This is a genomic window from Arthrobacter sp. SAFR-179, assembly GCF_059414945.1.
Window position 1 is genome coordinate 158,222 of the sequence record NZ_JBPFDM010000003.1, and the last position, 14,012, is coordinate 172,233.

Consider the following 14,012-nt stretch of genomic DNA (forward strand, 5'->3'; position numbering starts at 1 on the left):
TGGAAGGACAACACTCGAGAGGCGCGGCACCGTGAGCAGCTTGTTTTTCTGGATCATCATCCTGTCCTTCGTCATCCCCATGGCCATGCGGATGTACCGGCGCTCCATGGCGCGGCGGGACCGGGACCAGGGCTTGCCCGGCCGCTTCCCGGAGCAGTTCCCGGGACAGCAGCCGGGGCAGTACGGACAAGGCGGGTTCCCGGGCCAATACCCGGGCTCGGCGGGGCCGCAGAGCAACCAGCCCCGCGACGGCTACACCCAGCAGGACTACTTCTCCGGGGGCTTCCGCAGCATCCAGCGGCCGCAGCCCACGGGCGACCCCCAGCCGCTGCCCCACCAGTACGGGCAACCGCCCATGCCGGGGCCCGGCTACGGTGCCCCGCAGGAGCCGCCGTTCCAGCAGCCGCCGTTCCAGGAGCCGCCCTTCCAACAGCCGCCCGCGCAGCAGGGTCCGGGCCAGCCTTCAACGCCGGCCACTCCCCCGCCGCCGGCCGCACCGCAGGGGTTCCGTGCCCGCAAGCTCGCGGAGCTGGACCAGCAGTACAGCAATGGTGAGCTGTCCATGGAGGAGTACATGAAGCGGCGCAGCGACATCATGAACGGCTAGCCAATCCACTGAGGCTTCCGAACTGAAGAGGCATGCCAACTAAAACAGCAGGCCGGGGACCGATTACCGGTCCCCGGCCTGCTGTTTTAGTGCACCTGTGCTTAATCCACCTGCGGGAAGCCCAGGTCAATCACCGAGGTGGCGGGATCCGGCCAGCGCGTGGTCACCACCTTGCCCCGCGTGTAGAACCGGATGCTGTCCGGGCCGTACATGTGGGTGTCGCCGAACAGCGAGTTCTTCCAGCCACCGAACGAGAAGGTGCCTACCGGGACCGGAATAGGCACATTGACTCCCACCATGCCTGCTTCGGCGTCGAACTCGAACTGCCGTGCCGCCCCGCCGTCACGGGTGAAGATGGCGGTGCCGTTGCCGAACTCGTTGTCGTTGACCAGCTTCACGGCGTCGCTGTAGGTGTCGACGCGGACCACGGACAGGACCGGGCCGAAGATCTCGTCGTCGTACACCTTCATGCCCGGTTTGACGTGGTCCACCAGGCTGACGCCGATGAAGAACCCGTTTGAATCGAACTGCTGCGAGCGCCCGTCCACCACCACGGTGGCACCTTCGCCTTCGGCTCCTGATATGTAGGAGGCCACGCGGTCCCGGTGCTCTGCGGTGATCAGGGGACCCATCTGCGAGGCGGGGTCGGTGCCGGCACCAATCTTGAGGTCTGCCATGCGGCTGGAAATTGCCTTCACCAGGTCATCGGCAATGTTGCCCACGGCCACCAGGACGCTGACCGCCATGCACCGTTCGCCGGCCGAACCGTAGGCGGCCGAAACCGCAGCGTCGGCAGCCATGTCCAGGTCGGCGTCGGGAAGCACCACCATGTGGTTCTTTGCGCCGCCCAGGGCCTGTACCCGCTTGCCGTGTTCTGCCGCCCGCTTGTAGATCGATTGGGCGATGGGCGTGGACCCGACAAAGCTCACTGCCTTGACGTCGGGGTGTTCCAGCAGGACGTCGACGGCTTCCTTGTCCCCCTGGACCACGTTCAGCACACCCGCCGGCAGGCCCGCTTCGGCGAAAGCCTCGGCGATGAAGACGGCGGCGGACGGGTCCTTCTCGCTGGGCTTCAGCAGCACGGTGTTGCCGCAGGCCAGGGCGCTGCCGATCATCCACAGCGGCACCATGGCCGGGAAGTTGAACGGCGTAATGCAGGCAACCACACCCACGGGCTGGCGGACGGAGTGCACGTCCACTCCCGTAGAGACCTGCTCGGACCGCTCGCCCTTGAGCATGTGGGACAGGCCGGTGGCGAAATCGATGTTCTCAAGGCCGCGTGCAATTTCGCCCTCTGCGTCGGAGAGGACCTTGCCGTGCTCGCTGGTGAGGATCGCGGCAAGTTCGGACTTCCGCTGGTTCAGGATTTCGCGGACCTTGAAGAAGATCGTGGTGCGCCTGGCCAGGCTGGTGGCCCGCCAGGCAGGGAGCGCAGCACGGGCAGCCGCTATGGCTTCCTCCGTGCGGGCCGCCGAGGCAAGCGCCACCTGCTTGTCCTGTTCACCGGTGGCGGGATTGAAGACCGGACCGAAGCGGTCTGCGTCGCTGATGCGGGTGCCGTTGATGTAGTGCGGAATGGTTTCCAAGGGGAGTCTCTTTTCCTGCGTTGCGTGCGGCGGGGCTAGTTGGTGGACGATTCCGGGCGGGCGGTCTCGAGTGAGCCGTCCACGAGCTTGATGATCATGGAGCAGTCCTTGCCCGCATCACCTTCGTCAATGAGGCGCTGGAACAGTTGCTGGACGTGCCTGCCGATCTGCAGGGGTGTGCCGGTGTCCTCGGCCGCGCTGATGGCCAACCCAATGTCCTTGTTCGCCAGCTCGGTGGTAAACGTCGGTGCGAAGTCGTTGTTCGAGGCCGCGGTGGGAACCACGCCGGGCACCGGGTACCAGGTGCGCAGCGCCCATGAGTCACCCGAGGAGACCGAGGCGATGTTCCAGAAAACCTGCTTGTCCAGGCCCAGCCGGTCGGCGAGCACTGCGCCCTCGGCGGTGGAGGCGAGGTTGATGAAGAGCATCAGGTTGTTGCAGATCTTTGCGGCCTGCCCTGTGGTGGCCCCACCCGTGGGGATGATGTTTGCGGCCATCGGGCCGATGTAGTCCGTGGCGTCCGCCACGGCGCCCTCTTCGCCGCCCACCATGAATGTCAGCGTTCCCGCCTCGGCCCCGCTCATTCCGCCCGACACCGGGGCGTCCACAAAGCGGAAGCCGGCGGCAGCAGCGGCGTCGTGCAGTTCCTGCGCCGAGGCGACGTCGATGGTCGAGGAGTCAATCAGCAGCGTGCGGGTGTCCGCGTGCGCCAGTACCCCGTCCTGGCCCAGATACACCGCCCGGGCGTGTTCCCCCTTCGGCAGCATGGTGAACACGGCATCTGCACCCTCCACCGCTTCGGCGATGCTGGCGGTCCGCTTGACGCCACCCGCCTCAGCGGCTGCCAGGGCTGCCGGATTGAGGTCGAAACCGCGGACATCGTGCCCGGCCTTCACCAGGTTCACGGACATATGGCCGCCCATGTTGCCCAGGCCGATCCAACCGATAACTGCCATGCGTAAGCTCCTTTGCTTTCAGTCCAGCCTTGCTGCCGGCGTGTCTGTGTCAACGATCACACCCTGCTACAGTGCAATCAAGGGGAAAAATCACAGAGGCCATGTGCATCGCTGCACATCTATGGAAGGACCGGCGTGGACCTGAGACGGTTGCCCAGCCCCGACGACCTGCTAATCCTGCTGACGGTTGCACGACTTGGCCGCTTCAACGCCGTGGCGGAAACACTGGGGACAACCCACACCACCATTTCCCGCCGCATCCTCGCCCTGGACAAGCAGCTGGGCGGCCGCACCCTGGAACGCAGCCCGCACGGCTGGGAACTGACGCAACTCGGCGCGGCGGCCGTGGATGCGGCGGAGGCCATCGAGAACACCCTTGGCTCGCTGTCGAGCGTGATCAACCAGGACCAAAGCGCCCTTGCCGGCCTGGTCCGTGTGGCCACCTCGGACGGTGTCGGGGCGGTGTTCGTGGCCCCGTCGCTGGTGCGGCTCCAGCAGCAGAATCCGCAGCTGAACGTTGAGGTGCTCAGCGCCACCCGGAAAGTCAGCCAGAACCGGTCAGGAGTGGACCTGGAGATTGTGGTGGGCCGGGCTGACGTCACCAGCGCGCAGACCATCTTCCTGAGCAACTACTACCTGCGCCTTTACGCCAGTTCCGCCTACGCCGCCCGGCATGGCCTGCCGGAAAGGCTCGACGACGTGGGGCAGCACGGGTTTGTCTCGTACGTAGAGTCCGCGCTCCAGGTAGCGGAGCTGGGGCCGCGCTGGTCATCGGAACTTCCCGTCCCCAGGACAAGCTTCCAGGCCACCAGCGTGTTCGCCCAGGTGGAGGCCGTCCGGCAGGGCGCGGGCATTGGCCTGCTGCCCAACTTCATGGTGGCGGAATCCGACAATTTCGTACCCGTCCTGGCCGCCGACTTCGAGCGGCAGCTCCCCATCTGGGCCGTTGCCCGCCCGGAGTCGCTCCGCTCCGCCCCGGTGCAGGCCGTGATTGCGGCCCTCAAAGAGGAGATGAAGGAGCGCGCCGGGCTGCTGGCAGGTTAGGCCGGTCCGGAAGAGCCCAGGCCTGGAAGAGCTCAGGCCTGGAAGAGCCGCCGCACCACCTGCCCGGATGCCAGCGCGTCAAGGCCCTCGTTGATCTCGCCCAGCGGCCGCGTGTCGGTGTGCAGCAGCTCAACGGGCAGCCTGCCCTCCCGCCAGAATCCGAGGTATTTCGGGATGTCGCGGGAGGGCACCGCATCCCCCATGTAGGAGCCCAGCAGCCGTTTTCCCGCCCCGGCGAACTGCAGGGCGGGTACCGTCAACTGGGCGGACGGATGGGGCAGGCCCACCGACACCACGGCGCCTCCCCGGGTGACCTGCTCCAGGCAGGAGGCAATGACGCCCGCCGAACCCACTGCTTCGATGGCGACGTCCACGCCGTCACCGGAGGCTTCCGCGATCAGCCGGGCCGCGTCCTCCGGCGTTCCCACCGACGTGGCCCCGGCGTCGCGGGCGAGCTGGTGCTTGCCCTGGTTTGGATCGACGGCAATCACGCTGGCTGCCCCCGCGAGGCGCGCTGCCATGACGGCGGACAGGCCCACCGCGCCGAGCCCGAAGACTGCCACGGACTGCCCTGGACTGACGCCGGCGGTGTTCAGGACGGCACCCATTCCCGTGAGCACGGCGCAACCGAACATCGCGGCAACCGTGTCCGGGACGTCGTCGTCAATCACCACCACCGATTCCCTGGCGACCACCGCGTAGTCGGCAAAGGCCGAGACGCCAAGGTGGTGGTTGATGCGCTCGCCCGCCGGCGTCCGCAGCAGCGCCGGCCCGTGCAGGAGGTCCCCGGAGCCGTTGACCTCCGCTGCGCGGTGGCACAGGGCCGGCCTGCCCGACAGGCAGGCCCGGCATTTCCCGCAGCTCGGCACGAAGACCAATACCACGTGGTCGCCCACCGACACGTCTTCCACACCTTCGCCGAGGGAGACCACCCGCCCCACGGCCTCGTGGCCGAGGGCCATGGGAAGCGGCCGGACGCGGGAACCGTCCACCACCGAGAGGTCCGAATGGCACAGGCTGGAGTAGGTGATGGCAACACCAAGCTCACCGGCGCGGGGCTCCGGCTGGTCCAGTTCCTGCACCAGCAGCGGGCCGGCGTCGGAGTAGGTCCGCTTCCCGGGGCCGGCCCCCGGGGTGGGGGCCGGAACGGTGGAGTACAGGACGGCGGCTTTCATGGGAACCTGCTACTTCTTGTTGGCGGCAAGGAGGTCGGCGGTGCCCTGGGCGTCGGCGGCGTCCACGTCGTGCAGCGAGATGCCGCGGGTTTCCTTCAGGAAGAAGACCGCGACGGCGGTAATGGCGCAGGCGATCAGCAGGTAGACAGCCACGGGGACGGAGGACTTGTAGGTGCCCAGGAGCGAGGCGGCGATGATCGGAGCCAGTGAACCTGCCACGATCGAGGTCACCTGGTAGCCGAGGGACACCCCTGAGTACCGCATCCGGGTGGGGAACATCTCCGCCATGATGGCAGGCTGCCCTGCGTACATGAAGGCGTGGAACACCAGCCCGATCATGATGGCGGCAAGGATGATGGCATCGTTCCTGGTATCCATCATGGGGAAGGCGAAGAAGCCCCAGGTGGCACCCATGATGGCGCCGGCCATGTAAACGGGTTTACGGCCAAAGCGGTCCGACAGCTTGCCGACCATGGGCACCACCGCGAAGTGAACGGCGTGGGCCAGGAGCAGCAGGAGCAGGATGCGGGTGGTGTCGGCCTGCACCACGGTCTTCAGGTAGGTGATGGAGAACGTGACCACCAGGTAGTACAGGATGTTTTCCGCGAAGCGCAGGCCCATGGCGGTGAAGACGCCGCGGGGATACCGCCGGAACACTTCGGCCACACCGTAGCCCTTGTGGCCGGCCTCGACCTCTTTGCGGGCCTCCAGGAAGATGGGTGCGTCGTTGACCTTGGTCCGGATGTAGTAGCCGATCAGGACGATCACCGCGGACAGCCAGAAAGCCACGCGCCAGCCCCACCCCAGGAAGGCGTCCTGGGTCAGCGTGGAAGACAGGATGAACAGCACGGCCGTGGCCAGCAGGTTCCCCAGCGGCACTGCGGACTGCGGCCAGCTGGCCCAGAACCCGCGGGACTTGCTGGGGCTGTGCTCTGCCACCAGGAGGACGGCGCCACCCCATTCCCCGCCGACCGCAAAGCCTTGGGCAAAACGCAGCACCACCAGCAGGGCGGGAGCCCAGTAGCCGATCTGCTGGAAGGTGGGCAGGCAGCCCATGAGGAAGGTGGAGACGCCCACCAGGATGATGCTCAGCTGCAGCAGCTTCTTCCGGCCAAACTTGTCGCCGAAGTGGCCGAAGACAATTCCGCCGATGGGGCGGGCCACGAAGCCGACCGCATAGGTGAGGAAGGCGGCGATGATGCCGTCCAGTTCGGTGCCGGCGTTGGGGAAGAAGGCCTTCCCGAACACCAGGGTGGCGGCGGATGCGTAGAGGAAGAACTCATACCACTCCACGACGGTTCCGGCCATTGAGGCCGTCACCACCTTCTTGAGCCCTGAGGCCTTGATGTCGGTTTCCTCTGTACGCCTTGCGGCGGAGCTTTCCGTACTCATGTGAACTCCTTCGGCGTCGTCGTCGACACCACTGGGACCAGTCAATGGCGGCCGGGTGTGATGCACACCACGAACGCCGGATTTGAATGAGTATGGTCTGCCTTCGGTGCAACCTCAACGCCGATTAGTGCAGAAGGCATCTGCAGGAATGCACATGGGGGCCTCAGGCCAGGAAGCTGCCCCGCAGCTGGCCGCCCAACTGGCCGATCTCGGTCAGGAACCCGTCGTGCCCGATCGGCGCCTGGATGACGTGCACTCCGACGTCCCCTGGCAGGGCCTGGGCCAGTTCATGGGATTGGGACGGGAAATAGAGCCGGTCGGAGTCGACGGCGGCCACGAGGAAGCGTGCGGTTGAGCGGCCCAAGGTCTCGGCGAGGGTCCCCCGGCCCCGGCAGATGTCATGGCTCATCAACGCTTCGGTCAGGGCAATGTAGCTGTTCGCGTCGAAGCGCTTGACCAGCTTGTTGCCCTGGTGGTCAAGGTAGCTTTCCACCTGGTACCGGCCCCGGGCGGCCAGGACTTCACCCTTCAGGGGCGACTCGGGCGCCTGCGGCGAACGGCCGAAGCGGCCTTCCAGTTCGGCTGCTGAGCGGTATGTGATGTGGGCGATGCGCCGGGCAAGGGCCAGCCCTTCTTCGGGGCTGGGACCGCCGTAGTAGTCGCCGCCGTTGAAATTCGGATCCTGGCGGATGGCCAGGGTCTGGGCCTGCGCGAAGGCGATCTGCTCGGCCGTGCTCGCGGCCCCCACGGCGATGACGGCACAGCGCTGCACCCTCTCCGGGTACGTCACAGCCCACTCCAGGGCACGGGCACCGCCCATGGAGCCGCCCAGGACCGCGAACCAGCTCTTGATGCCCAACTGGTCTGCCAGGCGGGCCTCCGCCACCGTGCTGTCGCGCAGCGTGACCAGGGGGAAACGGGAACCCCAGGGGGCGCCGTCCGGGGCGGCCGACGACGGGCCCGTTGATCCGTAGCAGCCGCCAACGATGTTGATGGACACCACGAAGAACTTGTCCGTGTCCACGGGCGCACCGGGGCCGGCCAGCTGTTCCCACCAGCCTTCTTCGTCGGTGTCGCCGCGGGTCACATGGGTGCTTCCGGTCAGGGCATGCTCGATCAGGACGGCGTTGCTGGCGTCCGCATTGAGCGTGCCCCACGTTTCGTAGGCCAGCGTGACGTCCGGCAGGTAGCCGCCGGCTTCAAGGTCCAGTCCCCCGATCGAGGCGTAGCGGACGATTCCGTGTTCGGGGATGGTGGTTCGGGCGACGGTAACCGTCATGGCAAGACCTCTTCTACGCGCTTGCCTGCCGTCATTTGACCGGCAGGCCAGGTCCTCACCCGGGGCACCCCACCGCGGAAGGAGGGTTGCCGGCCAGCAAGCCGGGGCTGTCACTGGCACTCATGACCTGGTTCGAGTGTACGAAACACCCCCCGTTCCAAGCCAAGAGTGTGACTGGTTGTGACTTTCCCGGCTTGCCGGCGGCACTCACTGCAGCCCCGGCTGTTGTCTTAGGCCGCGGCGCCCTTAGCTGCGCGGAAGCCCGCTTCCAGGTCGGCCAGGATGTCATCGATGTGCTCCAGGCCGACGGACAGCCGGACCAGTCCCGGGTTCACCCCCGCCACTGCCTGCTGCTCAGGCGAAAGCTGGCTGTGGGTGGTCGACGCCGGGTGGATGACCAGGGAGCGGACGTCGCCGATGTTCGCAACATGGGAGTGCAGTTCAAGGGCGTCGACGAAGCGTTTGCCCGCCTCCGCCCCGCCGGCCAGGTTGAAAGCCACCACGGCACCCGTCCCCTTGGGCCCGTACTTGCGGCCACGTTCGTACCAGGGGCTGGAGGGCAGCCCCGCGTAGGCGACGGATTCGACGTCGTCCCTTCCTTCCAGCCAGCGCGCCACCTCCGTGGCGTTGGCAACGTGACGCTCCACCCGCAGGCTCAGCGTCTCCAGGCCCTGGGAGATCAGGAAGGCGTTGAACGGGGACACGGCCGAGCCGAGGTCGCGCAGCAGCTGGACCCGGGCCTTGAGGATGTAGGACAGGTTGGCTCCGAGTGCGCCGCCTTCTCCCAGGTCGCGTGCGTAGACCAGGCCGTTGTACGTGGGGTCCGGAGTGTTGAAGCCGGGGAACCGCTCAGGATCCTTGCTGAAGTCGAACTTCCCGGAATCGACAATGACGCCGGCAATGGCCGAACCGTGGCCGCCCAGGTATTTGGTGGCCGAGTGAATCACGATGTCGGCGCCCCACTCCAGCGGGCGGATCAGGTACGGGGTGGACAGGGTGTTGTCCACGATCAGCGGCACGCCTGCCTGGTGGGCCACCTCGGAGATGCCTTCGACATCCAGGACGTCCTGGCGGGGATTGGACACCACTTCGCCGAAAAAGAGCTTGGTGTTCGCCTGCACGGCGCCGCGCCACTGGTCCAGGTTGTCCGGATCGTCCACGAAGGTGACCGAAATGCCGAACTTCTTCAGGGTGTGGGCGAACAGGTTGTACGTTCCGCCGTAAAGGCTGGGGCTGGCCACGATGTGGTCCCCGGCCTCCGCGATGTTCAGGACCGCGAAGGTTTCCGCTGCCTGCCCGGAGCTGAGCAGCAAAGCGGCCAGGCCTCCCTCAAGGCTGGCGATCCGCTGTTCGACGGCGTCCTGCGTGGGGTTGCCGATCCGGGTGTAAATGGGGGCAAGTTCAGCCAGGGCAAAGCGGTTGGCTGCACTTTCGGCGCTGGGGAACACGAAGGACGTGGTCTGGTAGATCGGCAGGGCACGGGCTCCAGTGGCACTGTCCACTTCCTGGCCTGCATGGATCTGGCGGGTTTCGAAGGACCATCCGTTGGACATCCAAATCTCCTTTGACATGGGCCCGGCATGCATGGAGCAGTACGGGCCGCGCTTGCTGCCGGCTGGTGCCGGACAGCCAGGTCCTCACCCGGGGCACCCCACCGCGGATGGAGGGTTGCCGGCCAGCGAGCCGGGGCTTGGCGCTGGCGCTCATGACCTGCGCCCAGTCTAGGAACCGGGCGGCCGCTGAGGACAGCATTGTGACGAACAAGGTCTTCGGGTGTGCCTTCGTGCTGCGCGCGGTGGCCCTCCGGCATCCGCTCGGGGACGCCGCCGTCGTCCTGCTTGCCACTGTTTCCGGCACTTTCCGCAGGCCGCGTTTCCAGTAAGGGTACCCTTAGCTGAGAGCCGGATCACAAAGTGCCAAGATGTTGCCATGCGCATGGATCACGTCTCTTACGCCTGTGAAACCGATGGCCTCGCGGCCACTACCGAACGTATTTCATCTGCCCTCGGCGTTGAGGCAGTGAAGGGCGGGGTCCACCCCCGGTTCGGAACCCGGAATATGATCATCCCGCTCGCCGGGCACAAGTACCTGGAAGTCGTGGAGGTCCTGGACCACCCGGCGTCGGATAAGGCACCATTCGGGCAGGCAGTGCGTGCCCGTTCCGCGGCCGGTGGCGGCTGGATGGGCTGGTGCGTCGAAGTGGACGACCTCGCCCCCTTCGAGACCCGCCTTGGCCGCGCCGCCGTAAACGGCAACCGCAAGTTCCCGGACGGCCGGGAGCTGGTCTGGAAGCAGATTGGCATCCTTGGCCTTATCGCCGACCCCCAGGTCCCGTACATGCTCAAGTGGGAAGGTGACCCGTCGCTGCACCCGTCCAACGCCTACCCCAGCAACATCAAAATGAGCTGCCTGACCATCGCCGGCTCCGCCTCCCGGGTGACCGAGTGGCTGGGTGAGCCGGTGGAGAAGCCGCTTGAGGACGTTGCGGTTGAGTGGGTGGCCCCGCACGGAACGCCGGGAATCCTGTCGGTCACGTTCGAAACCGCCAACGGAGCCGTCACCATCTGACACTCCATCCCTCCTTCCCGGCATGTCCGGGAGTGGGTTTGCCGGGCCATTGCCCGGACCTGCTTCGGCCGCCATCAGGTGGTGACAACGGCGTCACTACCCGATGGCGGCCGAATTCATTTAAGTGACTGCCAGGCCCGCAAAGATGCCTGCGAACTTCGATTGTCAGACCCCCGTTGGATGATGTTCGTATGGGAATTGGCGCAGGTGTTGAGGTGGCTTTGGAGGGTGTTCATGCCTCCGTGGCTGCGCTTGATGCGCTTGCTGCTGAGGATGCTTTCCTGGCTTCCGGGGTTGGTGTTGGGGCTGACGTGGATGTGTTGCAGCGGCGGTACGAACTCCGGCTGGAACGGCTTGAAGTCTCGTGCCGTTTGAGGGCTCAGCTCGCTGCCGTGGAAGCCCGTGATGTTGCCGAGGCCGTTGGGTTCCAGTACGCGATGCTTGCCCCGGACGCCCCGGTGCGGGAGCGCACGTTCGCGGAGATGTCAGCAGTGGAGGAAATCGCAGGGGTCCTGACCATCAGCTCCGGCGCTGCCGGGGCGTTCGTGGAGCAATCCCGCCGGGTCTGTTCCCTCCCGCCACTCCTGGCAGCGTTGTCCGCCGGGGACCTGTCCTGGCAGCACGCCAAAATCGTTGCCGACGAAACCGAAGGCCTCACCCCCGACGGCGCCGCCGGCCTCGTGGCCCACTTCTTCGACCCCGACGCACCCAACCCGGCCCGCGGCGCCCCACCGGGTGAGCTCGTGCCCTCCCGGTTCCGGACGAAGGTCCGTAACTGGCGGGAACGCCACCACCCCGAAACCCTGGAGAAACGCCACGCCAAGGGTGTCGCGGACCGGCGGATGGAATACACCCCGGACCGCGACGGCATGGCCTGGAACTCGCTCCACCTCCCCGGCGACACCGCCTGCGCCATCTGGAACCGCACCACCGCCACCGCCCGCGGCCTCCAAGGCCCCAACGAACCCCGCACCATCACCCAACTCCGCCCCGACATCGCCGCATCACTACTCCTCGGCGCCGGCCTGCCTGCTAACAGAGACACCACCAATGCCGCTGACGCCGCCGCACGTTCCGGGAGCGTCCCGGCTGAGGCAACCGCTACTGATACCGCCCCGAGTCCCGGGAGCGCCCCGGGTCCCGGGAGCGCGCCGGGTGCAGGCAGCGTCTCCGGCACGGCCGGTCTGGGAGCCACCACGGAAATCGGGAAAGTCCCCACTCCGCGGGCCGACGTGCTGGTCATGGTCCCGGTGTTCTCCCTGCTCGGCCAGACGGACGAACCCGCGGTGCTGGACGGTTTCGGCCCCATCCCGGCGTCCATGGCCCGGAAACTCGTCGCGGACGGTGCGGAATCCTTCTACCGGGTCTTGGTCGACCCCCGCGACGGCGCACCACTGGAGATCGGCCGCACCCGCTACCGCCTCCCGGAAACCATCAAACAATGGATCCGGATGCGCGACGGCAAATGCACCTTCCCCGGCTGCAGCAACCACACCCCTGACAACGACACCGACCACCTCACCGCCTGGGAACACGGCGGAACCACAGGCACCAACAACCTGGCACAACTCTGCCCCAAACATCACCGGCTCAAGCACGCACGGCCATGGATCCCCGACCCCGCAACCCACAACGGACCGCCCGGATGGACCTCACCAACCGGCCGCCACTACAAACCCGAACACCCCAACACCGAACCAACCCACTGGCCACCAGGAATATGGCCGTCGGATACATCCATCCTCGCACCGGAAGCCGCACCACTTGCGACGGGTGTACCAGCGCCATCGGTTGCCGCAGCCTCAGGGCAGGCCGGAGGGCGCAATGTCGCAGGACCAGTGGAGGATTTGCCCTGCCAACCGCTGCTTGCAGGGGCGCCAACATCGCTGGAAGCCTTGCCGGAGCTGGAGGCACCTGAACCTGAGGAACCTGACGGCGACAACCTGCTGGACCCGGACCACCTTTCACCGACGGATCCGCTATGGGACGACTTTTACGCGAAGCCCTTCGTATTGCCGCCTGACCCGCAGGCGGACTGGCAGTTGCTGCTGTCGCTGTTGTGACGGCAGCGAACCGCAATCGCCTCAGGCCCCAGAATGGGATGGTCTCCGTATAGCAACGGCCCGTGGCCCAGGAAGGGGTCACTGGAAAATCAGGGACCGCCCAGCAGGCCGCAACCAAACGTCCCCTCAGCCGTTCGAACCAGGATGAAGACCTTTGCTTCGCCCAAAGGAGGTTCCGCAAGGATCTCGGCCCCACCTGCTGTCGTGCCTTGTCGCGTCATTCCGCTCACCTCGTGGCGTGCCATCGCGGGAGTCGGGCCACAGTTGTAGTCACGGCCGGCGAACTGCACCCGTGAAGGAATCTCCTTGGGCCACAGAACCCAGTCCGATGTTTGCTGATGGACCCACCACAACCGCCCAAGAACCAGAAGTCCGGCCAGCATGGTGGCCGCAAACAGCGCCAAGAGTGTCAACCGCGGCCCGGGACTCATGACCCAAACGATCCACGAAAGCCATCTAATGATCAACAGGCAGCGCGAACAGGTCTCCTCGAAACCAGCTGCTGACAGCCGTTCCCGCCCGATGTTCCAGGCCCTACCCCAGCCCCACGGCTTTGCCGAACAGGCTGAAACCCACGAAGGCCACGACGTCGAGCAGTGCGTGGGCGATGACGAGTGGCATGACCCGGCGGGTTCGTGTGTACAGCCAGGCGAAGAGCACGCCCATCACGGCATTGCCAATGAAGGGACCGAAGCCCTGATACAGGTGGTAGCTGCCGCGCAGCAGGGAGCTCACCGCGATGGCCAGCGGCATGCTCCAGCCGAACTTGCCAAAGCGGTCCAGAAGGTAGCCCACCACAATGACTTCCTCAAGTACTGCGTGGCGGATGGCGGACAGGATGAGTACAGGCACCGTCCACCAGTAGGCATCCAGGGCGCTGGGGATAATGGCGGTGGTGATCCCCAGCGCCCGGCCGGCCGCATAGAGGCCCAGTGAGGGTATGCCGATCAGCGCGGCCAGGCCCATACCCTGCAGCAGATCCTTCCCGGGCCGGGCGAAATTGAACCCGAGCTTCTGGAACGCCGAGCGGGAGTTCCCGGCATCACCTGGCCCTGCCTGGCGCTGGTCCGTAAGGAAGTAGAGGACCAGCAGCACCGGCACCAGGGCAAAGATGATGTCCAGCAGCTGGTACGTGAGATCGAAGTACTCACGGGTGCTCTGGGAGCGGTTCAAGGTGGAGGTGCCCTCTGCCAGCGGGGCACGGGTCATCTTGTCCAGCAGCTGCACCACGGAGTAGACAGCCGACTGGCCCAGGGACAGGCCCAGGACGATCCATACTTCGAGCCGCAGGCGACGGCGGGAGGGAACCAGCATGTTCCCATCTTGCCTTCAGTTTCTGGAT

The 14,012-nt window shown here is 66.2% G+C and carries 12 protein-coding genes and 2 riboswitches; of the genes, 5 read left to right on the forward strand and 7 right to left on the reverse strand.

What is annotated here, in order from left to right; translation table 11 throughout:
- Positions 1-31: 31 nt before the first annotated feature.
- Positions 32-607, forward strand: a complete 576-nt coding sequence (locus ACR65K_RS07695; protein ID WP_440152073.1) for a hypothetical protein — start codon at positions 32-34, stop codon at positions 605-607.
- Positions 608-708: 101 nt separating this feature from the next.
- On the opposite strand, the gene ACR65K_RS07700 is transcribed toward ACR65K_RS07695, so the two are convergent.
- Both ACR65K_RS07700 and mmsB read right to left on the reverse strand, forming a co-directional pair.
- Positions 709-2,193, reverse strand: a complete 1,485-nt coding sequence (locus ACR65K_RS07700) for a CoA-acylating methylmalonate-semialdehyde dehydrogenase (protein WP_440152074.1) — start codon at positions 2,191-2,193, stop codon at positions 709-711.
- 35 nt (positions 2,194-2,228) lie between these two features.
- The gene (mmsB, locus tag ACR65K_RS07705) at positions 2,229-3,149 is read right to left on the reverse strand and encodes a 3-hydroxyisobutyrate dehydrogenase (RefSeq protein WP_440152075.1); all 921 of its coding nucleotides are present in this window, start codon (positions 3,147-3,149) and stop codon (positions 2,229-2,231) included.
- A 141-nt stretch (positions 3,150-3,290) separates the two neighbouring features.
- Between mmsB and ACR65K_RS07710 the strand changes: the two genes are divergently transcribed.
- Positions 3,291-4,193 (forward strand): LysR family transcriptional regulator, encoded by a 903-nt coding sequence (locus ACR65K_RS07710; protein ID WP_440152314.1) that lies wholly within the window; start codon positions 3,291-3,293, stop codon positions 4,191-4,193.
- 32 nt (positions 4,194-4,225) lie between these two features.
- Here ACR65K_RS07710 and ACR65K_RS07715 read toward each other — a convergent pair whose 3' ends face one another.
- From ACR65K_RS07715 to ACR65K_RS07730, 4 genes are all read right to left on the reverse strand, one after another.
- Positions 4,226-5,368: a zinc-binding dehydrogenase gene (locus ACR65K_RS07715; protein WP_440152076.1), complete on the reverse strand. Its 1,143-nt coding sequence runs from the start codon at positions 5,366-5,368 to the stop codon at positions 4,226-4,228.
- A 9-nt stretch (positions 5,369-5,377) separates the two neighbouring features.
- Positions 5,378-6,760 carry an MFS transporter gene (locus ACR65K_RS07720; RefSeq protein WP_056338619.1) on the reverse strand — a complete coding sequence of 461 codons (1,383 nt, stop codon included), beginning with the start codon at positions 6,758-6,760 and terminating at the stop codon, positions 5,378-5,380.
- A 163-nt stretch (positions 6,761-6,923) separates the two neighbouring features.
- Positions 6,924-8,039, reverse strand: coding sequence for a homoserine O-acetyltransferase MetX (gene metX / locus ACR65K_RS07725; protein WP_440152077.1), 1,116 nt, complete (start codon positions 8,037-8,039; stop codon positions 6,924-6,926).
- 12 nt (positions 8,040-8,051) lie between these two features.
- Positions 8,052-8,167, reverse strand: a riboswitch (SAM riboswitch).
- Between the two features lie 102 nt (positions 8,168-8,269).
- Entirely contained in the window at positions 8,270-9,592 is a 1,323-nt protein-coding gene (locus tag ACR65K_RS07730) for a bifunctional o-acetylhomoserine/o-acetylserine sulfhydrylase (RefSeq protein WP_440152078.1), read from the reverse strand.
- Positions 9,593-9,635: 43 nt separating this feature from the next.
- Positions 9,636-9,750: riboswitch (SAM riboswitch) on the reverse strand.
- A 42-nt stretch (positions 9,751-9,792) separates the two neighbouring features.
- Between ACR65K_RS07730 and ACR65K_RS07735 the strand changes: the two genes are divergently transcribed.
- The 3 genes from ACR65K_RS07735 to ACR65K_RS07745 all read left to right on the forward strand — a co-directional run bounded on the left by ACR65K_RS07735 (position 9,793) and on the right by ACR65K_RS07745 (position 12,670).
- Entirely contained in the window at positions 9,793-9,921 is a 129-nt protein-coding gene (locus tag ACR65K_RS07735) for a hypothetical protein (RefSeq protein ID WP_440152080.1), read from the forward strand.
- Between the two features lie 47 nt (positions 9,922-9,968).
- Entirely contained in the window at positions 9,969-10,607 is a 639-nt protein-coding gene (locus tag ACR65K_RS07740) for a VOC family protein (protein WP_056338627.1), read from the forward strand.
- 191 nt (positions 10,608-10,798) lie between these two features.
- Positions 10,799-12,670 carry an HNH endonuclease signature motif containing protein gene (locus tag ACR65K_RS07745; RefSeq protein WP_440152081.1) on the forward strand — a complete coding sequence of 624 codons (1,872 nt, stop codon included), beginning with the start codon at positions 10,799-10,801 and terminating at the stop codon, positions 12,668-12,670.
- Between the two features lie 534 nt (positions 12,671-13,204).
- On the opposite strand, the gene ACR65K_RS07750 is transcribed toward ACR65K_RS07745, so the two are convergent.
- The gene (locus tag ACR65K_RS07750) at positions 13,205-13,984 is read right to left on the reverse strand and encodes a CPBP family intramembrane glutamic endopeptidase (RefSeq protein ID WP_056338638.1); all 780 of its coding nucleotides are present in this window, start codon (positions 13,982-13,984) and stop codon (positions 13,205-13,207) included.
- Positions 13,985-14,012: the final 28 nt, after the last annotated feature.

Coding starts and splice junctions, on each gene's coding strand:
- mmsB (WP_440152075.1), bottom strand. CDS start 3,149: ATGGCAGTTATCGGTTGGATCGGCCTGGGCAACATGGGCGGCCATATG.
- ACR65K_RS07715 (WP_440152076.1), bottom strand. CDS start 5,368: ATGAAAGCCGCCGTCCTGTACTCCACCGTTCCGGCCCCCACCCCGGGG.
- ACR65K_RS07720 (WP_056338619.1), bottom strand. CDS start 6,760: ATGAGTACGGAAAGCTCCGCCGCAAGGCGTACAGAGGAAACCGACATC.
- metX (WP_440152077.1), bottom strand. CDS start 8,039: ATGACGGTTACCGTCGCCCGAACCACCATCCCCGAACACGGAATCGTC.
- ACR65K_RS07730 (WP_440152078.1), bottom strand. CDS start 9,592: ATGTCCAACGGATGGTCCTTCGAAACCCGCCAGATCCATGCAGGCCAG.
- ACR65K_RS07740 (WP_056338627.1), top strand. CDS start 9,969: ATGCGCATGGATCACGTCTCTTACGCCTGTGAAACCGATGGCCTCGCG.
- ACR65K_RS07745 (WP_440152081.1), top strand. CDS start 10,799: ATGGGAATTGGCGCAGGTGTTGAGGTGGCTTTGGAGGGTGTTCATGCC.
- ACR65K_RS07750 (WP_056338638.1), bottom strand. CDS start 13,984: ATGCTGGTTCCCTCCCGCCGTCGCCTGCGGCTCGAAGTATGGATCGTC.